Annotated in this window: 21 protein-coding genes; 10 read left to right on the top strand and 11 right to left on the bottom strand. The window is 56.9% G+C overall.

Annotation, left to right across the window (positions count from 1 at the left end):
• Positions 1-10: 10 nt before the first annotated feature.
• The 7 genes from ABNH10_RS14685 to ettA all read right to left on the bottom strand — a co-directional run bounded on the left by ABNH10_RS14685 (position 11) and on the right by ettA (position 6,977).
• Complete coding sequence (locus ABNH10_RS14685; RefSeq protein ID WP_349386624.1) at positions 11-2,155, bottom strand: dihydrolipoyl dehydrogenase family protein; 2,145 nt, start codon at positions 2,153-2,155, stop codon at positions 11-13.
• A gap of 91 nt (positions 2,156-2,246) precedes the next feature.
• Positions 2,247-3,287 carry a methyltransferase domain-containing protein gene (locus tag ABNH10_RS14680; RefSeq protein ID WP_349386623.1) on the bottom strand — a complete coding sequence of 347 codons (1,041 nt, stop codon included), beginning with the start codon at positions 3,285-3,287 and terminating at the stop codon, positions 2,247-2,249.
• Positions 3,288-3,550: 263 nt separating this feature from the next.
• Positions 3,551-3,949: a hypothetical protein gene (locus ABNH10_RS14675; RefSeq protein ID WP_349386622.1), complete on the bottom strand. Its 399-nt coding sequence runs from the start codon at positions 3,947-3,949 to the stop codon at positions 3,551-3,553.
• 98 nt (positions 3,950-4,047) lie between these two features.
• Positions 4,048-4,281 (bottom strand): anti-sigma factor family protein, encoded by a 234-nt coding sequence (locus ABNH10_RS14670; protein WP_349386621.1) that lies wholly within the window; start codon positions 4,279-4,281, stop codon positions 4,048-4,050.
• Entirely contained in the window at positions 4,275-4,883 is a 609-nt protein-coding gene (locus tag ABNH10_RS14665; protein WP_349386620.1) for an RNA polymerase sigma factor, read from the bottom strand. The genes ABNH10_RS14670 and ABNH10_RS14665 overlap by 7 nt, the downstream gene beginning before the upstream one ends.
• 4 nt (positions 4,884-4,887) lie before the next feature.
• A complete protein-coding gene (locus ABNH10_RS14660; RefSeq protein ID WP_349386619.1) occupies positions 4,888-5,247 on the bottom strand; it encodes a PilZ domain-containing protein in 360 nt (119 codons plus the stop codon).
• A gap of 62 nt (positions 5,248-5,309) precedes the next feature.
• Complete coding sequence (gene ettA / locus ABNH10_RS14655) at positions 5,310-6,977, bottom strand: energy-dependent translational throttle protein EttA (RefSeq protein WP_011589455.1); 1,668 nt, start codon at positions 6,975-6,977, stop codon at positions 5,310-5,312.
• Positions 6,978-7,240: 263 nt separating this feature from the next.
• On the opposite strand from ettA, the gene glyA reads away from it, so the two are divergent.
• The 10 genes from glyA to ABNH10_RS14605 all read left to right on the top strand — a co-directional run bounded on the left by glyA (position 7,241) and on the right by ABNH10_RS14605 (position 16,265).
• Positions 7,241-8,497 (top strand): serine hydroxymethyltransferase, encoded by a 1,257-nt coding sequence (gene glyA, locus ABNH10_RS14650; protein WP_349386618.1) that lies wholly within the window; start codon positions 7,241-7,243, stop codon positions 8,495-8,497.
• A gap of 174 nt (positions 8,498-8,671) precedes the next feature.
• Positions 8,672-9,166 (top strand): transcriptional regulator NrdR, encoded by a 495-nt coding sequence (nrdR, locus tag ABNH10_RS14645; protein WP_011589453.1) that lies wholly within the window; start codon positions 8,672-8,674, stop codon positions 9,164-9,166.
• Entirely contained in the window at positions 9,163-10,296 is a 1,134-nt protein-coding gene (ribD, locus tag ABNH10_RS14640; RefSeq protein ID WP_349386617.1) for a bifunctional diaminohydroxyphosphoribosylaminopyrimidine deaminase/5-amino-6-(5-phosphoribosylamino)uracil reductase RibD, read from the top strand. The genes nrdR and ribD overlap by 4 nt, the downstream gene beginning before the upstream one ends.
• A 40-nt stretch (positions 10,297-10,336) precedes the next feature.
• On the top strand, positions 10,337-11,002 hold the full coding sequence (locus ABNH10_RS14635) for a riboflavin synthase (protein ID WP_349386616.1): 666 nt from the start codon (positions 10,337-10,339) through the stop codon (positions 11,000-11,002).
• A 159-nt stretch (positions 11,003-11,161) separates the two neighbouring features.
• Positions 11,162-12,271 carry a bifunctional 3,4-dihydroxy-2-butanone-4-phosphate synthase/GTP cyclohydrolase II gene (ribBA, locus tag ABNH10_RS14630; protein WP_349386615.1) on the top strand — a complete coding sequence of 370 codons (1,110 nt, stop codon included), beginning with the start codon at positions 11,162-11,164 and terminating at the stop codon, positions 12,269-12,271.
• A 143-nt stretch (positions 12,272-12,414) separates the two neighbouring features.
• Positions 12,415-12,885, top strand: coding sequence for a 6,7-dimethyl-8-ribityllumazine synthase (ribH, locus tag ABNH10_RS14625; protein WP_011589449.1), 471 nt, complete (start codon positions 12,415-12,417; stop codon positions 12,883-12,885).
• Positions 12,886-12,933: 48 nt separating this feature from the next.
• Positions 12,934-13,386, top strand: coding sequence for a transcription antitermination factor NusB (gene nusB / locus ABNH10_RS14620; RefSeq protein ID WP_349386614.1), 453 nt, complete (start codon positions 12,934-12,936; stop codon positions 13,384-13,386).
• 60 nt (positions 13,387-13,446) lie between these two features.
• Positions 13,447-14,412: a thiamine-phosphate kinase gene (gene thiL, locus ABNH10_RS14615; RefSeq protein ID WP_349386613.1), complete on the top strand. Its 966-nt coding sequence runs from the start codon at positions 13,447-13,449 to the stop codon at positions 14,410-14,412.
• A 92-nt stretch (positions 14,413-14,504) separates the two neighbouring features.
• Complete coding sequence (locus tag ABNH10_RS14610; protein ID WP_349386612.1) at positions 14,505-14,990, top strand: phosphatidylglycerophosphatase A family protein; 486 nt, start codon at positions 14,505-14,507, stop codon at positions 14,988-14,990.
• A 93-nt stretch (positions 14,991-15,083) separates the two neighbouring features.
• Positions 15,084-16,265, top strand: coding sequence for a GGDEF domain-containing protein (locus ABNH10_RS14605; RefSeq protein ID WP_349386611.1), 1,182 nt, complete (start codon positions 15,084-15,086; stop codon positions 16,263-16,265).
• 138 nt (positions 16,266-16,403) lie between these two features.
• Here the strand turns inward: ABNH10_RS14605 and dxs are convergent, their stop codons facing one another.
• From dxs to ABNH10_RS14585, 4 genes are all read right to left on the bottom strand, one after another.
• Complete coding sequence (dxs, locus tag ABNH10_RS14600) at positions 16,404-18,326, bottom strand: 1-deoxy-D-xylulose-5-phosphate synthase (protein WP_349386610.1); 1,923 nt, start codon at positions 18,324-18,326, stop codon at positions 16,404-16,406.
• A gap of 128 nt (positions 18,327-18,454) precedes the next feature.
• A complete protein-coding gene (locus ABNH10_RS14595) occupies positions 18,455-19,363 on the bottom strand; it encodes a polyprenyl synthetase family protein (RefSeq protein WP_349386609.1) in 909 nt (302 codons plus the stop codon).
• Positions 19,353-19,595: an exodeoxyribonuclease VII small subunit gene (locus tag ABNH10_RS14590; RefSeq protein WP_349386608.1), complete on the bottom strand. Its 243-nt coding sequence runs from the start codon at positions 19,593-19,595 to the stop codon at positions 19,353-19,355. The genes ABNH10_RS14595 and ABNH10_RS14590 overlap by 11 nt, the downstream gene beginning before the upstream one ends.
• Positions 19,596-20,078: 483 nt before the next feature.
• Positions 20,079-21,161 carry a porin gene (locus ABNH10_RS14585; RefSeq protein ID WP_349386607.1) on the bottom strand — a complete coding sequence of 361 codons (1,083 nt, stop codon included), beginning with the start codon at positions 21,159-21,161 and terminating at the stop codon, positions 20,079-20,081.
• Between the last annotated feature and the right edge of the window lie 174 nt (positions 21,162-21,335).

Raw genomic sequence — 21,335 nt, 5'->3', positions numbered from 1 at the left:
CAGAGACCGCTTATCGTCGCACGTTATGAATCCGTTCTACCCAACGTAACAGCCCTTCAGGCTTGCGTGCTTTTTTCCATTCTCCGGCGGCAAACTTGTTAGCCTCGGCCATGGTCGGGTAAATGTGGATAGTGCCGAGGATCTTGTTCAGGCCCAGCCCGTGTTTCATGGCCAGCACATATTCGCTGATCAATTCACCCGCATGCTGGCCAACGATGGTGACCCCCAAGATCTTGTCGCCGCCTTTGGCGGTGAGGACTTTTACATAGCCAAGGTCCGCACTGTCGGCGATGGCTCGGTCCAGATCATCAATCCCGTAACGAGTGACGTCGTATCCGATCCCTTGTTCGTCAGCCTCTTGCTCGTTGACGCCCACGTGCGCCACTTCCGGATCAGTAAAGGTGCACCAGGGGATCACCCGGTAATCCACCTTGAAACTTTTCAGGAAACCAAACAGGGCATTGACGCTGGCATACCAGGCTTGGTGGGAGGCGGTATGGGTGAACTGGTACGGGCCGGCCACATCGCCACAGGCATAGATGTTGGGGTAGCGGCTTTGCAGGCGATCATTGGTCTGGATAGTGCCATTGGTCTCGGTGGGCAATTGCAGGGCATCCAGGCCCAGGCCATCAGTGTTGGCCTTGCGACCCACGGCCACTAGCACCTGGTCAAAAGGCAGGGCAGTTTCCTTGCCATCGTGTTCAACCAATAATACTTTCTCTCCGTTCTCTTGGCTGAATCGAACGGCTTTGTGATTAGTGAGTACGTGTACGCCGCTTTCCTTTAGTGAGCGGGTGACAATCTCGCTGGCTTCCGCATCTTCACGAATCATTAGCCGGGGTAGCATTTCGATTTGGGTGACTTCGCTGCCCAGGCGGGCAAAGGTCTGGGCCAGCTCACAACCGATGGGGCCGCCACCCAGTACCATCAGTCGTTTAGGCTGTTCTTCAATCTGCCAAAGGTTGTCGGAGGTGAGGATACCGACGTCTTCGATGCCCGGAATCGGTGGCACAAAGGGGCGGGCGCCGGAGGCAATAATAATGCTGCGGGCGGTGAGGGTTTGTACGTGATCGCCGTTGCGGATTTCCACTTCCCAGGGCGAGAGGAAGCGCGCTTCACCTTGGCGGCAGTCCACCCCCAGTTCGCTATAACGCTCCACGGAATCATGGGGTTCAATTTTCTCGATCACCTGTTGGACCCGCTCCATCATGCGGGAAAAGCGGAAGCGGCTATTGATAGACTCGAAACCGTACTTTTCGGCTTGCTTGTCATTGAATGCAACACGGGCACTTTTGATCAATGCCTTGGAGGGTACGCACCCAGTGTTCAGGCAGTCGCCACCCATTTTGTGTTTTTCGATCAGGGTCACTTTCGCTTTCACGGTGGCGGCAATGTAGGCGCTTACTAGGCCTGCGGACCCTGCCCCGATAACGATCAGGTTGCGGTCGAATTGTTTCGGTTTCTTCCAGCCTTTATAGACTTTGCGTGCCTGCAAGCGAGACATGATGCCCTTGGCGATCCAGGGGAATATGCCGAGCAACACAAAGGCGCCGATGAGTTCTACTGACAGCAGCCCTTTAAGACTGTCAATTTGGCCGAGTTGGGTGCCGGCGTTCACATAGACAGCCGTGCCCGCCAGCATGCCGACTTGGCTGACCCAGTAGAAGGTGCGTGCTTTGATGGGCGTTAACCCCATTACCAAGTTAATGATAAAAAACGGCACCACCGGCACCAAACGCAGAGTGAAAAGATAAAATGCGCCTTCTTTCTTAACCCCTTCGTTGAGTTTTTTCAGCCGTTCGCCGAAGCGGCTCTGGACCGCATCATGGAATAAAAAGCGCGATGCCAAGAATGCCAAGGTCGCGCCGGCAGAGGAGGCAAATGAAACCATCACCAGAGCGATCCAGAAACCGAACAGCGCCCCGGCTGCCAGGGTCATGATGGCAGCGCCGGGTAGGCTCAATGCGGTGACCAGCACATATAGCCCGAAGAAGCCGCCGAGAATGAGCGCGGGATTATCATGATAGAGAGCATCAAAGGCACTTTGCTGCTGCTTGATATAATCCAGGCTGAAATATTGGCCGAGATCAAAAACAAAGTAGCAGGCAATCAGTGCGGCTAGGGCAGTGAAAAGGAGGCCTTTTTTGATACTCATGTCAGGTCCTGTTAGTGGTGCGTAAAAGAATAAGCATGACGGTTTGATGGTTTTTCTGGCTGGATGTTACAACCATGAAGAGACCTGTGACTTAGCAGCAGGCCTCTGCTCCTGCGTTGCTGGTTTGCAAAAAAGGAACATCCAATCCGCAGCCTGCAAAGATGCCGTAATGGGTTTCGAAGTTACCGATAAATTCGAAGTGGTCAGCGAAACGGCTTTTTTCCAGCATGAGCCACGTGTTGCCGCAAACGGGGAAGACTTTTCCCGCTTCAATAGCGTGGTGATCATCCAGGGTGAACGTATCGCGGCTATTTGGGAGTGTGCCTTTATAGATTACCGCCTGGCCATAATCCTCACAGGCTGGCTCCAGAGTGTCGATATTGAACAGCCGATAGGTGGCCGAGTAGAAGCGGATGTTGCCCAGAGCTTTTTCGATTGCGGGGTTTTCAATGGTTAGTGGGCGGGATTCCAGCAGCCGAGGATCTGCAAACCCACAGCGCTTGCTCAGGTTGATGAAGTCATTCCAGTACAAGGCTCCCGACAGGCACTCCCCATACAGGATGGGATCTTTGGCCAGGGCAGAAGGAATTCGGCGATCGGCATAAACGTCAGAAAAAAAGAACTCGCCACCGGGTTTGAGTAACCGTTTTACGTCGGCGATGACCTTGGCCTTGTTGGTGCTCAGGTTGATCACGCAGTTGGAAATAACAATGTCGAAATAGCCGTCCTGTAAATCCAGTTTGTCGAGCTCTTCGATGTAGCCTTTTAGGAAGCGTACATTACTTTTGCTATGACCAAAGGCCTCGCGGTGATAGTCCAGATGACGGTTGGCGACAGCCAACTGCTCATCGGTCATGTCCACCCCGATCACTTCTCCTTCTTCGCCGACCAGTGCAGAGAGTAGGTAGACATCGCGGCCTGAGCCGGAGCCCAGATCCAAAATTCGCATGCCTTCCAGTTGCTCAGGGGCAACCAGGCCGCAGCCATAGTAGCGGCTAACCACTTCGTCATGGAGTTGCGCCAGCAGAGGTTTCAAGTATTCCGGTGGCGCCTGATCGCAGCAGGCATTGGTTTGCAGGTCGGCACTGGAGTGCAGTTGTTTACCGTAATAATTCTGCACATCTTCATGCATTGCAGACTCTCCTCAAGATCGTTGTCCGGGTAAGGCTATTAAGATGCAGTAAACGGCCACAGGTTACAGTGTTGGTGACATTTTCAATGAACCAGTGGGTAAATACCCTTCCGTTTGAAGGGCATCGCTCTTCAATATCGCATCAAGGTCAGGCGGATAGCGTGAAGGCGACGGCAAGACGCAAGACACGGTGGGTTGAGGTGTCAGGGCGTGGTCGCTTGCGGCTGGTGTGAGTCCCCCCTTCCTGGGAAGGGGGGCAATCGTTATCGGCGGTTGTCGATGCTGAGCAGCGTGTCCTGATCACGCAGTAAATATAAGGCGATACAGGCGGCCAGCATCGGCCAGGCGGCAAAAAACAACAGGTGGTTGAATGGGTCCAGATATTGTTGCCAAGAGGATAGGGTGGAGCCGGCGTGCATCAGCAAGATAGCACCATAGCTGTAACGGCGCAGGGCGCCAGCGACGAAAGCCAGAATGACGATCAATTGCAGGCAGGCCAATACCGTAAGGATGCTGCCATCGAGCCCTTCCAGGCCATAAAACTTGGCAAACACCTTGCCGGTATGGGCGGGATTGATGAATTTGTCCAGGGTCCACATCAACATGACGATGAAGACGCCGAGCCTTAACAGTAACAGTGAGAGCGCAAGTTTTCTTTCCATGATCTGCCTAAACGGTGGGGAATGAATAACAGGGATGCGGTAACGCAGGCATTGTTACACGCGACGTCTTGCCTGAGGCATTTCATTTCAACCGTGAGCTAAGGATCTCTCGAGGTGTCGAGCTTTTCCAAGATGCCCCGGGTCTGGGCATCATCCAACCTATCCGTTTCGCGAGGGAGGGTGCTCAGCAGTGCGCGTAGCTGGCGCACATAGCGGCGACACTGGTGGCACATCAGCAAATGAATACGCAGCGCGATCCGCTCGCTCAGGGTCAGGGGGGTGCCGTCCACGAGGGCATCCGCTTTTGTGACGACGTCTTTGCATTTCAACATTCGCCTGTCTCCTGAAAATGGTCCACCAATTCAAACAACCGTGCTCGGGCACGGTGTAACAGCACTCGAACGTTCGATGCACTAACATCCAGCATGTTACAGATACCGTCGAAATCCATGCCTTGCAGGTCCCGCAGCTCCAATACCAGACGTTGGTTGTCGGGCATTTTCCCTAAGGTTTTTTCCATGCAATGGCGCAGCTCGTCCCGGGTTAGCAAGGCATCGGGCCCATTTAGGTCCCAGTGTTGTGGCGGATGGTCCCAGTGTCCGTCGTCGCGAAAACGGTGGTCTAAAGGCGCCCGCTCATCGATGAGGTTAAATTGGATTTCCCGCCCCCCCTTGCGCAGCATCATACGCGCTTGGTTGATCACGATGCGGGTAAGCCAGGTGCGCAGCAGGCTGCGCCCTTCGAATTTGGCGATGGCTCGGTGCGCGGCTATCCAGGCGTCCTGTACGGCTTCTTCTGCATCCGCAGCCGACAGCAGGGTGCGGGCGGTGGCCAGCAACATGTTGTGATGGACTTTAACCACTTGCCCAAAAGCTGCTTGGTCTCCCTGGCGAAGGCGTTCAATGAATTGCGGGCTTTCCAGGGCAGGGTCCAAGGTCTCAGGCCTCCGGGGTTAGCAGGGAGGCGGGATCATCTTCGCCGTCGTCGCCCTGATGGAGCGTGACAATACGGCGCAAGTGTTGCACGTTATCGATCAATGGTCGGTCGAACATGAGGCCGATGTCTTGGCCTTCCAAGCGTTTCACTTTTGCGGGGAGGGTCAGCGTGATATCGGAATCATCCAGAGTAATGGTCAGAGTGACCTGGGACGAGTCGGGCAACGCCAGCGACGTACTGCTGTTGAGGCGCGCACCTATGATTGAAATGTCGTCCAGCGACACCGGGTGGCTCTCCTGCTGGAAAGTCAAGGTGGCTTCCCCGTCAAAGTCCACCCGATGGGCCCTTCGTCTTTCGTGCATATTGTCCCCCGTTGCGTTCCCGCACCGGCATGATGTTGTTGGCCGGTATTGTGCTGCGCGAATCAGACTTCGATTCGCTTGTATTTCATCCGCTTGGGTTGCAGGGCTGCATCACCGAACTGCTTGCGCTTGTATTCTTCATACTCGGTGTAAGAGCCCTCGAACCATTCTACCCGGGCATCGCCCTCGAAGGAGAGGATATGAGTGGCGACCCGATCCAGAAACCAGCGATCGTGGGAAATGACGATGGCGCAGCCAGGGAAGGCCAGCAGAGCTTCTTCCAGTGCCCGCAGGGTTTCCACGTCCAGGTCGTTGGTTGGCTCATCGAGCAGCAATACGTTGGCGCCCTGTTTAAGTAATTTCGCGAGGTGCAGACGGTTACGTTCACCACCGGAGAGGTCGCCGACACGCTTCTGTTGATCGCCACCTTTGAAATTGAACCGGCCCAAGTAGGCGCGGCTGGGCACTTCATAATTACCTATGCGCAGGATGTCATTGCCGTCGGAGACTTCTTCCCAGACGCTCTTGTTGCTATCCAGGTCTTCGCGGCTCTGATCCACGTAGGCCATCTGTACGGTGTCGCCGGTGATGATTTCACCGCTGTCCGGGGTTTCCTGGCCCGCCAGCATGCGAAACAGGGTGGTTTTACCCGCACCGTTGGGGCCGATAATACCAACGATGGCCCCGCGAGGAATTTGGAAGTCCAAGTCTTCGTATAGCAGCTTGTGGTCGAACTGCTTGGCCACGTTTTTGATTTCGAAAACCTGTTCGCCCAAGCGTTCGCCCGGCGGAATATAAAGCTCTTGGGTTTCGTTGCGCTTCTGGAATTCCTGGCTGGCCAGTTCCTCAAAGGCGGAGACACGGGCCTTGTTCTTGGCACGGCGGCCTTTCGGGTTCTGACGCACCCATTCCAGTTCCTTCTCCACTGTTTTGCGGTGGGCCGATTCACTTTTTGCTTCCTGCTCCAGGCGCTGTTCTTTCTGTTCCAGCCAAGAGGAGTAGTTGCCCTGCCAAGGAATGCCTTCACCGCGATCCAGTTCAAGAATCCACTCACAGGAATTATCGAGGAAGTAGCGATCGTGGGTTACCGCCACCACGGTGCCGGGGAATTCGTGCAGGAAACGCTCCAGCCAGGCCACGGATTCCGCATCCAGGTGGTTGGTGGGCTCATCGAGCAACAGCATATCCGGTGCGCTCATCACCAGCCGGCACAGCGCCACTCGGCGGCGCTCACCACCGGATAGGGTTTGCACGCTGGCATCCCAGGGCGGCAGGCGCAGAGCATCGGCGGCGATCTCCAGCTTGCGCTCCAGGTTATGGGCGTCGCTGGCTTCGATGATGTCTTCCAGCTTGGCCTGCTCGGCGGCCAGTTTGTCGAAATCCGCATCTTCGGCGGCATAGGCTTCGTAGACTTCTTCCAGGCGCTGCTGAGCGTCACGAATATCGGCCACGGCTTCTTCCACGATTTCGCGGACATTTTTTTCCGGGTCCAGCTCCGGCTCCTGGGGCAGGTAGCCGATGTTGGTGCCCGGCTGCGGCCGCGCCTCACCCAGGTAATCCTGATCAACGCCGGCCATGATGCGCAGCAGCGTGGACTTACCGGAGCCGTTCAGGCCCAGCACGCCGATTTTGGCGCCGGGGAAAAACGACAGGGAGATGTTCTTCAGGATGTGCTTCTTGGGCGGGACAACCTTGCCCACCTTGTCCATGGTGAAGATGTACTGGCTCATAAACTCCGACCGCAGTCTGTATCAATGTGCGAGGCTCGATGCAGGTTGGCTGCAGGCCCCGGCAGAGGTTCTTGGATTGGCGCCTAAGCTAACGGAAAGCGGCCGTGAGTGAAAGTGCATGACCTGGGTTGATGCCAGAAAACAGGTGCTTTGCGCCATGAGATGACCGGCCGGTTTCCATGAGCGGACTTCAAGTGCCAAAGCGGCTAGATTTGGGTAGAATATGCCCCCCTGAATCCACCACTGACTCCGTAGGGTAGCCCATGTTCCCGAAATCCATGTCCATCGCCGAGTTTGACCCGGAAATCAAGGCCGCTATTGAGGCCGAAGAAGTCCGCCAGGAAGAACATATCGAGCTGATCGCCTCTGAAAACTATGCCTCGCCAAGGGTTATGGAAGCCCAGGGCTCCGTACTGACCAACAAGTACGCCGAGGGCTACCCGGGCAAGCGTTATTACGGCGGTTGCGAGAATGTGGACGTGGTTGAACAATTGGCTATCGATCGGGCCTGTGAGCTGTTCGGCGCCGACTGGGCCAATGTGCAGCCGCATTCCGGTTCTCAGGCCAACGGCGCGGTTTACATGGCTATGCTCAAGGCGGGCGATACCGTGTTAGGCATGAGCCTGGATGCCGGTGGCCACCTGACTCACGGTGCCAAGCCGAACTTCTCCGGTAAGACCTATAACGCTGTGCAGTATGGTCTGGATAACGAAACTGGGCTGATTGATTACGACCAGGTGGCGTCTTTGGCCCGCGAGCACAAGCCGAAAATGATTGTGGCCGGCTTCTCTGCCTATTCGCAGATTGTCGACTGGCAGCGCTTCCGTGACATTGCCGACGAAGTGGGTGCGATTCTGCTGGTGGACATGGCCCACGTGGCCGGTCTGGTTGCTGCGGGTGTGTACCCGAGCCCGGTAGGCATTGCGGACATCACCACGACCACTACCCACAAGACCCTAGGCGGCCCCCGTGGCGGTCTGATCATGGGCAAGGCCAACGAAGAGATTCAGAAGAAAATCAACTCTGCTGTGTTCCCCGGTGGTCAGGGTGGCCCGCTGGAGCATGTCATTGCCGCCAAGGCGATTTGCTTCAAGGAAGCCATGCAGGGCGACTTCAAGGGCTACCAGCAGCAGGTGGTGAAAAACGCTCAGGCCATGGCCGGCGTGTTCATTGAGCGTGGTTTTGATGTGGTTTCCAATGGCACCGAGAATCACCTGTTCCTGCTCAGCTTGATCAAACAGGACATTACCGGTAAAGATGCGGACGCCGCCTTGGGCCGCGCCAACATCACCGTGAACAAGAACGCTGTCCCCAACGACCCGCGCTCCCCGTTCGTCACCTCCGGCCTGCGTATCGGCTCCCCTTCCATCACCCGCCGTGGTTTTGATGAAGCGGATGCCAAAGCGCTGGCTGGCTGGATCTGCGACATCCTCGAGAACATGGGTGATGAAGGCGTGATCGAGCAGGTTAAAGGCAAGGTTAAAGAGATTTGTGCTCGCCTGCCGGTGTACGAGCGCTAAAAAAGCCGCAAGCAGCAATGCGGATAAATGTGCTCGTAATTTGCCGTTTTGAGGGCCGCGACCGAATTTCGGTGGCGGCTTTCTTGTCTCTGAAATCTCGGTGTTGTGACGCTATCATTGGTAAGGTTTGTGTTTGAAGCTTGTTGCTTTCCGCTAGGCCGTTAGGAGACGTCCATGTACTGCCCGTTTTGCTCTGCTCAGGACACCAAGGTGATCGACTCCCGTCTGGTGGCGGATGGGGTGCAGATTCGTCGGCGTCGCGAGTGTTTGAGCTGTACAGAGCGCTTCACTACCTTCGAGACGGCGGAACTGGTGATGCCGCGGTTGGTGAAAACTGACGGGACCCGTCAGCCCTTCGATGAGGCCAAGCTGCGGGCGGGTATGTTACGGGCGCTGGAAAAGCGGCCGGTGAGTATGGAAGATCTGGAAGCAGCGATCAGTCGTATTTGCCATCGCCTGCGGGCCACTGGAGAACGGGAGTTGCCCGCTCGGGAGCTGGGTGAGTTTGTGATGGAAGAGCTGCAGCAGCTGGATGATGTGGCCTATGTGCGCTTTGCCTCGGTGTATCGCAGTTTTCAGGATATATCCGAGTTTTCCGCTGAAGTGGATCGCCTGAAAAAGGCGGGCGGCAAACCCGGTGACAAGCTGGGTGAGCCGAAAGAATCATGAGTTTTTCGGCTGCCGACCACCAGTACATGGCTCGAGCGTTGCAGTTGGCACGTCGTGGGCTGTATACCACGGACCCTAATCCGCGGGTAGGGTGCGTGTTGGTGCGTGATGGCGCGGTGGTTGGTGAGGGGTTTCATGTCCGCGCCGGGACTCCCCACGCCGAGCGTCATGCTCTGGCACAAGCCGGTGAGCGGGCGCGGGACGCTACTGCCTATGTGACCCTGGAGCCCTGCTCTCACACTGGGCGCACCGGCCCCTGTGCTGATGCGCTAATCGATGCCGGCGTCACGCGGGTGGTGACTGCCATGCAAGATCCGAATCCGCTGGTGGCGGGGCAGGGTTTACAGCGCTTGGCGGATGCGGGAATCGCCACCGCAGCCGGGTTGCTGGAAGCGGAGGCCCGAGACCTGAACCCGGGTTTTGTTTCCCGCATGACCCGTCAGCGTCCCTATATCCGTATCAAGATTGCCGCGAGCGTGGACGGGCGCACCGCCATGGCCAATGGCGAATCCCAGTGGATTACCGGCCCAGCCGCGCGCGAAGACGTACAGCGTCTACGCGCGCGCAGCTCTGCGGTGATAACCGGTGTGGGTACGGTGCTGGCGGATCGACCCTCTTATACAGTTAGGACTGGACAGTGGCGCCTGGCCGAATACCGCCAGCATGCGGGTGGCGACGATTGGGTGCGACAGCCTCTGCGGGTGATTCTGGATCGCACCCTGCGCACGCCGCCGGATGTGCCGGTGGTCAGCGCCTTAGGGCATTGTTTGTTGGTGGCTGGGGAGGAGCATCCGGGGCGCCAGAATGCGTTGGAGTCCGCTGGTGCAGAAGTGATGCATCTGCCGGCTTCCGGCTCGGGCATCGACTTGCAGCAGTTGTTAATCGAATTGAACCGGCGCGAATGTAATGAAGTGCTGGTAGAATGTGGCGCCACATTGGCCGGTGCTTTTGTCCGTGAGGGGTTATTCGATGAAATCCTTGTGTACATGGCCCCGGCCCTGCTGGGCTCGTCCGCGCGGCCGTTATTGGGGTTGCCGCAACTGGCCAGCATGAGTGAGAAAGTGGCGCTGAAATGGCAGGATGTGCGCCATGTTGGCGATGATCTGCGTCTGACGCTGGTTCCGGCCTGATCTACGCCCCTCCTTTTCCGCCCGAATTCAAGAGGTTTCCATGTTTACCGGCATTATCGAATCCATGGGCAAGGTGGCCGCGATGACCCCAAAAGGGGGCGATGTGACCTTGTTGATCAAGAGCGAAGGGCTTGATTTCGCCGATGTTAAGCTAGGCGACTCCATTGCGGTGAATGGCGTATGCCTTACTGCAACCGCCCTGCCTGGCGGCGCTTTTGAAGCCGATGTGTCTGGCGAAACCTTATCGTTGACGTCATTGGCGCAGATCAGCGTGGGTAGCACGGTGAACTTGGAAAAAGCGCTGACGCCCTCTTCCCGGCTGGGAGGACACTTGGTCAGTGGTCACGTGGATGGTCTGGGCAAAATTGTCGAGATGAAGCAGGATGCTCGCTCGGTACGCATCGATATTGAGGCACCTGCGGAGCTGGCCAAATACATTGCCCACAAGGGCTCAATAACCGTTGATGGCATCAGTTTGACGGTGAACAGTGTGGCGGGTGCGGTGTTTTCCCTGAACATCATTCCGCACACCCAGGAGGTGACCACCATCGGCCAGTGGAAGGTGGGGACGCCAGTGAACCTGGAAGTTGATATTATAGCGCGCTATCTGGAACGTCTGCTCTTGGGAGAGAAGGCCGCCGAGCCCACTTCTGAGGGTATTTCCATGGCATTCCTGGCGGAAAATGGGTTTTTGAAAGGCAGTTAGAAGTTGAAAGTTAGAACGCGAATCAGGCGTTGAGGAGGGTATTAGGTGCCTTGGCCACGATTTGGGCTAAGCGCGGGCATGGCACAGGTGAAGTACTGCGCCGATCCGGGCTTTTCCACGTTGAATTTTTAACGTTCAACGCCAACAGCGAGTGATGTTATGCAGCTCAATAGTATTGAAGAATTGATCGAAGATATCCGTCAGGGGAAGATGGTTATCCTGATGGACGATGAGGACCGGGAGAACGAAGGTGACCTGGTGATGGCGGCGGAGTATGTGACTGCCGAAGCCATTAACTTTATGGCCAAGTATGGCCGTGGTTTGATCTGTATGCCCATGTCCCGCGAACGATGTCAGTTGTTGGATCTGCCCTTGATGGTGCAGAGCAATGGCAGCGGTTTTGGCACCAAATTCACCGTCTCCATTGAGGCCCGCGAAGGTGTCACCACCGGCATCTCTGCAGCCGACCGTGCCCGTACCGTGCAAGCCGCCGTCGCCCGTAATGCCCGCGCCGATGATATCGTGCAGCCGGGCCACATTTTTCCGCTGATGGCGGAGCCGGGTGGCGTATTACGCCGGGCCGGGCATACCGAGGCCTCCTGCGATCTGGCTGCACTGGCTGGCTGTGAGCCGTCCGGGGTGATTTGTGAAGTCATGAACGAAGATGGCTCCATGGCTCGCCGTGAAGACCTGGAAGTGTTTGCCGCGGAGCACGATCTGAAAATCGGGACTATTGCTGACCTGATTCAATATCGTGCCCTGAACGAACAGACCATCGAGCAGGTGTCCGATCACGAACTAGAGACCTGGTACGGGGATTTTCGTCTGGTGGCGTTCCGCGACACTGTGGACGGGCTGACCCATGTGGCGCTGGTGAAGGGCACTATTCATGAAGATGAAGAAGTGGCAGTGCGGGTGCACCAAGTGGATCCGTTGCGTGATTTAATGAGCGCCAAAATGAATGGCCGTACCGGCTGGAACATGCACCGAGTGCTTGAAACCGTTTCACAGTCTGATGCCGGTGTGGTGATTATTCTGGGCCAGGATTATGCCTCCAACGATATTGTGGAGCGCCTAGATGTCTTTTTCGGTGGTGCTGCAGGCAAGCCAAAGGGCGAATCCCGTGCTTACCGTAATATTGGCACCGGCTCCCAGATTCTGAAGGCGCTGGGAGTGCGCAAAATGCGCTTGCTTAGTTCTCCCATGAAATTCAATGCGTTGAGCGGTTTCGATCTGGAAATCACTGAGTATGTCGACGCAGATAGTTAAGTGAAACGCTGGATGCTTGACGCCCGGCGCCTGACGCTGTCCCATTTAAGCGTTGGGTATTGGGCTTCCTGCGTCAGGCAACTAATCGAAACCACTGGATGCGCTTGGTTTATCAGGTGCGACTAGCGATCAGGACAAAACAGATGCAAAACATTAAGACCCTCGAAGGTACCCTGAGCAACGTCGGTGGCCGTTATGGCATTGTGGTGGCTCGTTTTAACAGCTTTGTGGTAGAAGCCTTGCTGGATGGCGCTGTTGATGCGTTGGTGCGTCACGGGGTGAGCCGCGATGACATCGAAATCATTCGGGTGCCCGGTGCCTGGGAAATGCCAGTGGCAGTGAAGAAAGTGATCGAGAAGCGCAGCTACGATGCCGTGATCGCGTTGGGCGCGGTGATTCGTGGCGGTACCGCTCACTTTGAGTTCGTGGCCGGTGAAGCCGCAAAGGGTATTGCGTCGGTGCAGAACAGCACGGGCACGCCGGTGGCGTTTGGTGTGCTGACGGTAGACACCATTGAGCAAGCCATTGAGCGTTCCGGCACCAAGGCTGGTAATAAAGGGGCCGAAGCCGCCCTGTGCGCACTAGAAATGGTGTCGCTGTTTAACGCCCTATAATGCCAGGGGCGAAGCGCCCCGGCATCGTTTTTCGTTATCCGAGGTCGCATGAACAATCCATCTACACCCAGTGCCCGTCGCAAGGCACGTCGTTTCACTCTTCAGGCCCTGTACCAGTGGCAGTTGGCCGGTGCCGCGGTGAGCGATATTGAAGCCCAGTTTCTGGCCAGCCAGGACTTCGCCAAGGTGGATCGTGAATATTTTCATGATTTGCTGCACGGAGTGCTGGGCCAGGTAAAAACGCTGGACGAGCAGCTCACCCCGTATCTGGATCGGCGTGTAGAAGAGCTGTCGCAGGTGGAGAAAGCGATTCTGCGGCTGGGCGCTTTTGAATTAAAAGAGCGCCAAGATGTACCTTACCGAGTGGTGATTAATGAAGGCATTGAGTTGGCTAAAGTTTTCGGCGCCGAAGATTCCTTTAAATACGTGAATGGCGTGCTCGACAAGCTGGCACGCCAACTGCGTTATGCAGAAGCATCTGAACGCCGCTCCCGTGACTGATCTGCTTTAATACGTCGGCTTGCCGTGCGTTCTGCCGGTAAGCCGCGTTATGCTTCCGTAATGACTAATCCCGCCGATTCACCGCAACCCACTTCGCAAGTGCCTGCCTTCATGGACGAGTTTTCCCTGATTCGACGTTATTTTCATCACCGTCAGGGTGATTCCGTGGTGTTGGGGCCGGGTGACGATGCGGCCATCCTGGCGCCCCCCGCGGGGCAGCAGCTAGTGATGACCCAGGATACCAGCCTGGTGGACCGACACTTTCCGCCAGATATGGCCTCAGAGGATGTGGGCTATCGCTGCCTGGCAGTGAATATTTCAGATCTGGCGGCCATGGGAGCGACGCCGCTGTGGTTTTTGCTCTCCCTGACCTTGCCAAGAGTGGATGAAGATTGGTTGGCCGGTTTTTCCAACGGGTTATTCGAGTTGGCCGATCAGGCCGGTATTAGCCTGGTGGGCGGGGATATCACACGTGGCCCGTTAGCGGTTTCCATTCAAGCCACCGGGGCGGTGCCGCCGGGCCAGGCGTTGCGTCGTGAGGGCGCCTGCGCTGGGGACCGAATATGTGTTGGAGGCGTTACAGGGGCCGGGCTGCTGGGGCTGGAGCAGTGGCAGGCGGGGCAGCGTCATGGCCCTGCCATTGAGCACTTTCGTCGTCCTCGGCCGCAGTGGGAGCTGGGCATGGCCCTGCGCGGCCAAGCGAGTGCGTGTATCGATGTTTCCGATGGGGTGCTGGCGGACCTGAATCATATCCTGCAAGCATCGGGGGCGTTGGGCGCCTGTATCGACGAGGCATCCCTGCCGGAGGACCCTTGCGTGCTGGCCGGATGCAGCGCCGAAAAGCAGCGCGCTCTGCAGCTGCAGGGTGGAGATGACTATCTGTTATTGTTTACCTTGCCGTCGCCGCTGCCGATCCCGGAAGGCTGTTATTGCCTGGGTCGAATTGAATCGCAGCCCGGTATCCGTTTACGCCAGCATGACGGGACCGTACGTGCCTTGACGGTGTCCGGGTGGCAGCATTTTTAACAAGAGATGCCTGCGCGTAACACACGCATAGCTACACGCGAAAAAACATACAATCCAAAGAAGTTGCCGAGACAGAGCCCACGAGGAATGAAATGGAATTAAAGCGCCCCAAAATGAGTAATCCGGTGCACTTTCTGGCCTTTGGCTTTGGCTCCGGGCTGGCGCCGATTGCGCCTGGCACTTTTGGTACGGTGGCGGCGATGCCCATCTGGTGGCTGTGTGCCCAGCTGCCACTGTGGGGGTATTTGGCGGTAACCGCCGCAGTGATTGCAGTGGGGCCTTACCTGTGCGGTAAGACCTCGGATGATATGCATGTGCATGATCACCCAGGCATTGTATGGGATGAGATTGCCGGCCTGTTAATTACCATGATAGCGGTGCCGATCACGCCTTGGGGCGCGCTGGCAGGGTTTGTCGCGTTCCGAGTGTTCGACATTATCAAGCCTTGGCCTATTGGCTGGCTGGATCGTCGGGTGGCGGGGGGCCTGGGCATCATGGTGGATGACTTGCTTGCCGGGGTGTATGCCGCCGTAATTGTGCAGTTGTTAATTTGGCAATTTCCTGTCCTGTTTACCTGATATCGTTTTGTCACTACCGTTGGCGCTAAAACGATAGCGCTGCTGATGGTTAGCTTTTAGCCTGAAGGAAGCTTTAATAGTAAAGGGTTTACCATGTTAGACACGGATCCGCGATCGCGACGGGTGGTGGTTCCTGGGGTGCGCTGGTTGCGTTTCCCTCGACGCTTGGAAGGGGAATACCGTCACTACCAGAGCCAGCAGGCGGTAGAGGCCTTCCGGATCAATGCTTTTTATATCCTACTGCTCTATATGTTGCTGATTACCGGCATTTACGCGCTGGCACCGAAGCAGATACGTGGTTGGTGGTCGTCCGCCTATATCTGGGAGGGGCCCATTGTGCTGGTGGCGGCTTTACTTGCACAGGTTCGCGCACTGGATCGTTATTTCCCTTATTACGCAGGTATTGGCTGCTTTCTTGCTGTAGCGCTGGCTGTGGCGATTCCCGGTTTTATGAGCGACGCCCGTGCGCTTCAGTTGGCTCATGTGTCGATCATGTATGCTCTCGTTATTATTTATGCCATGATCGGGCTGCGTTTTACCGTGGCGATGATGGCGGGCTGGGCCGGTGGTCTGGTGGGCGTGTTGATCGCTGAAGGGCTGGGGCAGGGGTTGGACTGGCAGATGCTGCACAGCACGTATACCGGGATCAGCCTGGCGGGCATGTTCTTGTGTTATTCTGCAGAAGTCCGTGACCGGGTGTTGTTTTTTAATCAACGTCAGCTCCGTCGCCAACAACGTCGTACCCAATCTCTGGCAGAGCGCCTGGATCGCCTGAGTAGAGAAGACAGCCTTACCGGACTCGCCAACCGACGTTTCTTCGATGAGGCGTTCGACCGAGAATGGCGACGTTGCAAGCGCAGCCAGCAACCGCTAACGGTGATGCTGGTGGATGTAGACCGTTTTAAGGCCTACAACGATCGCTACGGACACCTGCAAGGGGATTCGTGTCTGCAGAAACTGGCGGCGGAATTGCATCGCTACAGTCGGCGAGCCGGTGATTTGGTGGCCCGTTTCGGAGGCGAAGAGTTCGCATTGTTGTACCCGCAAACGGGTGAGCTGGAGGCGCAGCAGCTGGCCTCCCGATTATGTCGATCAGTGCGCTCACTGGCCATCCCTCACGCTGATAGCCCGGAGATGAACGAAGTAACCGTTAGCGTAGGGGTTGCGATGATGATTCCGGATGAACGTCACAGCGCCGGTGACCTGTTGGAGGCTGCTGATCGAGCCTTGTATCAAGTTAAACAGAATGGCCGTGACGATTGGCGCCTCTATTAAGCACAAGCATCGCCGGCAGTGCGGCTGACTAAGGAACGAAAGAACACGGAAGGGGAGCGTTGATCGCTCCCCTTGTGGTTTGTGCTACTCGTGTTGGGCGGTCGGTAGGGAGCCTTTGAAATACCCCACAAAGGCTCCCTACCGCTCTTGAGCTTCGCGCAGGGTTTGCTGGCGGCTCAGGCGCTGGCGAATTTGCTGTTCGATGCCGTGGGGGTCCAGGCCTGCTTCGGCCAGTAACACGTCCCGTTTGCCGTGATGAATGAAGTAGTCCGGCAGGGCCAGGTTCAACACATCCAGTACGACTCCTTCTTCATGCAACAGCTCATTCACAGCGGAACCGGCGCCGCCCATCAGTTGGTGGTCTTCTGCGGTGACCAGCAGTGTGTGCTGCGCGGCGGCATGGAGGATGGCGTCGCGGTCCAAAGGTTTCACCCAGCGCATGTCCAGCACAGTGGCATTGAGGGCGTTGGCGGCTTCCAGAGCCGCAGGGACCAAGGCGCCAAAGGCTAGAATGGCCACCTGCTGCCCCTCGCGCAGGGTGCGGGCCTGGCCGATGGGAAGAGCGGTCATGGTTTGCTCAATGTTGGCGCCGGTGCCAGTACCACGGGGGTAGCGTACCGCTGCTGGGCCTTCGTGCAGGTAGGCGGAATACAAAAGCTGCCGGCACTCGTTCTCATCGGAGGGGGCCGCGATAATCATATTCGGCACGGTGCGCAGATAGGCGAGATCAAACACGCCACTATGTGTGGCGCCGTCTTCGCCTACTAGCCCGGCCCGATCCAGGCCGAAAGTCACATCCAGTTCCTGCAGAGCCACATCGTGGATTAATTGATCGTAGCCGCGTTGCAGGAAAGTGGAATAAATCGCCACCACCGGTTTTTGTTTCTCACAGGCCAAGCCGCCCGCTAGGGTAACTGCGTGCTGCTCACAGATGGCCACATCGTGGTAGCGATCCGGGAAACGGTGCCTGAACTCCACCATGCCGGAACCTTCACACATGGCCGGAGTAATGCCCACCAGACGCGGGTCCTGCTCGGCCATGTCGCACAGCCACTGGCCAAAGATGTCCTGATACTTCGGCAGTTTGGGTTTGCTGGGCACGGCAACCTGGACCTTGGGCTTGGGTTCGATCTTGTTGATAGCGTGGTAGCCTACCGGGTCGGCTTCCGCTAGGGCAAAGCCTTTGCCCTTGGTGGTGTAGACGTGCAGTAGCTGTGGTCCTTCCAAATCGCGCAAATTGCTCAGGGTGCGTACCAGCTCGTCCACATTGTGGCCGTCGATCGGGCCGATGTAGTTGAAGCCGATGGCCTCGAACAGCATGTCCGGGCTGACCATGTTCTTCATGCTTTCTTCGGTGCGGCGGATAAAGTCCCAGGCCGCCGGCATGGTGGACAATACTTTCTTGCCGCCTTCGCGCAGGGCGATATAGCTTTTGCTTGCCCAGATGCGGGCAAAGTAATTGGATAGGCCGCCCACGTTGTGGGAAATTGACATGTTGTTGTCGTTCAGGATGACCAGCAAATTGGAGCGAGTGTGCGCCGCGTGGCTCATGGCTTCAAAGGCTTGGCCGGCGGTCATGGCGCCGTCACCGATAATGGCGACTGCCCGGCGGTCGCTACCGGCCATTTCCGCGCCCAGGGCCATGCCCAGTGCGGCGCTGATAGAGGTGGACGAGTGGCCGACCCCGAAGGTGTCGTATTCGGATTCGCTGCGCTTGGGAAAACCGGACAGGCCTCCGGCCTGACGAATGCTGGTCAGTGATTCGCGGCGTCCAGTAAGGATCTTGTGCGGGTAGCACTGATGGCCCACATCCCAGACCAACTTGTCGTCGGGGGTGTGATACAGGTAATGCAGGGCGACGGTGAGCTCCACCACGCCAAGCCCAGCGCCGAAATGCCCGCCACACTGGCCCACTGCGTAGAGCAGATACTCACGTAATTCATTGACCACGCGCTCCAGTTGGGACACTGGCAGCTGCCGCAGATCCGCCGGGCTAGTCAGGGTATCCAGCAGCGGGGTGTCAGGTCGCGTCAGCGGAATTTGAGTAAACGTCTTGGGCATAGGGTCATGCAGCCTGATGTGTGCAAGGCAGAATAGTGAGTCAGGCAGAACGCAGTGTAATAAAAATGCACAAGGTTCCGCTCGGACCGCCAGTATAACTGTCTGAAGGGGTGATCGTCAGTGCTGGATCAGTGATTCCGGGTAATGATGTATTGCGCCAATTGTTGCAGAGGGAGTGCGCGTGGACCGTAACCGGCCAAGGTTTGTTGCGCTTGATCGCAGAGCTGGCGGGCGCGTTGTTGGCTTTGCTCCAGGCCGAGCAGGGATGGAAAGGTACTTTTTTTCAGCTTTTCATCAGAACCTGAGGGCTTGCCAAGTTGCTCGGTCGCGGCGGTGACATCGAGGATATCGTCCTGTATTTGAAAGGCCAGGCCAATGGCGTCGCCAAAGTCGGTCAGATTGGTTAGTAGCGAAGGGTCATCACGTTCTGCGGCAAAATAACCCAGCTGCAAGCTGGCGGTGATTAGCCGGCCGGTTTTCAGGTAATGCATTTCTTCTAGCGCCGCCACAGTCTGCTGCTGCCCTTGGGCGAGCATATCCTGCATTTGCCCGGCGGCCATGCCGTCTGCGCCGGCAGCCTGACACAGGTGCTGAATCAGGGCGATGCGGTTGTCGCTGCGGTAGTCACCATGGCAGGCGAGCAGCTCGAAAGCGCGGGTATGCAAGGTGTCGCCGGCGAGAATAGCGGTGGCTTCGTCGAAGGCCATGTGACAGGTGGGCTGGCCACGGCGAAGGTCGTCGTCGTCCATGGCGGGCAGGTCGTCGTGAACCAGGGAGTAGGCGTGAATGAGTTCTACTGCCACCGCGGGAACATCGGCTTGGGCTAGGGAGGCTCCGGCAAGCTGGACGGCGCCGTAGACCAGTAATGGACGAATGCGTTTGCCGCCGCTGAGTGCCGCGTAGCGCATGGCCTGGCTGAGCCTTGAGGCAGCACTGTTCGCCGGCAAGTAATGGTCCAGAGCCTGCTCCAGACGAGTCTTGGCGGTACCCGTGAGTTGGTCCAGAGCGGCGAATTCGCCTGTTGTCTTACTGCTCATCGTCACCACCGGTAAAAGGCTCAGGGTCTGCCTCGGTGTTCTGTTCAAGCAGGATGCGTACCTTTTGCTCCGCTTGTTGCAAGGCTTGTTGGCATTCCCGGGACAGGCGAACGCCCTCCTCGAAGGCTTTTAGGGAATCTTCCAAGGTTAACTCCCCGGACTCCATCCGTTCCACCAAAGCTTCCAGGTTGTCTAGTGAGGTCTCCAGTGCGGGGGGTGCGTTTTTTGCCATGAGCGTCTCCTCGGATCCGCCTTCGGGACCCCGTCTTTGCTGTGTCTGCCCCTGCCGCAGGGTGTGTTGGCGGCAACAGTAATGCAGCGAGTGTGGCGAATCAATTGTGGGTTGCAGGCTGCTAAAATGGCCGTGGACGGGTCAGAATAGCCGTCCAACGGGGTGCATGTATTCTAAGTGATTGATATCGCGAGGGTAAGCCCGGCAAGGGAAAGAGATAAGGCGCTTTGAGTCTAAACAGGGGCACCGCTTGATGGTGGCCGCTGATTATAGTGAAGGGCTCCGCCGGAGCTCTCGGGCTGCTTGTCCCTAGCTATAGCGTCTCGCTTGCGTTACCTGGCGGGGGTTCTTGTTGAGCAGCCAACAGGCAGCACGCGTTAGCTGTAATACTGCGATTTTTTCCTGAAGATAAACCAACAGGGCGTGGCCTGTTGGTTTATCTTTCGCATCACCCGGAGCCGAGTTGTTGCATGCCAACGGTTGTTAAAAATCAAACCGCATGCCGACGGTGGCGACTTGGCCGTCGCTTTCTGCGTGATAGCCTGCCAGTGGGTTGAAGCTCTCGGAGTTGGGAGTGTAGATAGCGTAGCCGAGTTCTTCATAGAAATATTCGGCGAAGAATTTGAGGTTTTCTGTATGGCGGTAGTCCAGCCCAACCTGGGCGGAATCTCCTTGGAAGAATGCATCGCCTTCGTCGGTTTTTTCACCATGGGCCAACATGGCGCGCAGGGTGTATTTGGCCCAGCTGTAGGACCCTAACAGGTTGTAGCTGAGTGAGTCGTCGTCCTGGACGTTGCTGTCGTTGGTCAACAGCTGCTCAACTTTGGCGGCAAAACGCCAGTTGTCTGGGCTCCAGACGGCAGAGATGCCAGCCTGGTCTGCTTTGTTGTAACCGGACCGGTCAGCGGAATCCTGTTCGCTATCCTGATAGGCCAGCCCCAGTGCCAGATCGTCGTTAACTGCATAGGAGAGGGCGTATTGTAGGGTGTCGAGATAACTGGTGCCGCTTTCGTTTGTCTGGTCGACCGCGGATACGGTGGCAGTGAGCCCGCCCATGCTGGGGGTTGTGTAGGTTACGGCGTCACGGCGGAAGCTGGCCTGGGTTGCGTAACCGGAGTAGAAGGAACTGAAGAAATCCAGAGGGTAAGCCACGGTGTTGTAATAGGCCAGCCATTGGGTACCGATGCGTAGACTGCCGTAACGGTCATTGGAGACAGTAATATCGGCAACTCGCGGCATGCTGTTATTGTCTTCTTTATAAAGCTCATGGAAAAAGGTCGGATCTTCCGCTCGCAGCCGTGCGGAGTTAATGGGGAACTCTACTGTTGCGGTAATATCGAAGTGTTCGAAATCATTGTAGTCGGCGGTGACACCCAATCGAGAATACGCATCCCGTAGCCCGGTATAAGAGTCGTCTTCACCGGGTTGCGCCTGATCCACAAATACCGCCTCTGTTTGAATACGCAGAGAGCCGTACGGGGTGACTTCCAGTTCAGCATGGGCGGGCAGGGCGGCAAGACCCGCCAGCAATGCTGTTGATAGTGGCAAAATACGTTGTTGTTTCATCAGTTTCTCCCTCGACGGTTGATCTCAAAAAAGGCGCTCGCCTAGCGAGGGGTTCTACCCCGTTACTGCGGACACTTCTAAAAAGAGGCACACTGTGCCCAAGGAGTGTTTATGAGCAAGCGAAAGAAGTACAGCCCCGAGTTCAAGCGTGAAGCGGTAGAGCAGACTCGTCAC

The sequence above is a fragment of the Alcanivorax sp. genome, assembly GCF_040119285.1.
Lineage (GTDB): Bacteria > Pseudomonadota > Gammaproteobacteria > Pseudomonadales > Alcanivoracaceae > Alcanivorax.
This window is presented reverse-complemented; position numbering and strand designations above follow the sequence as displayed.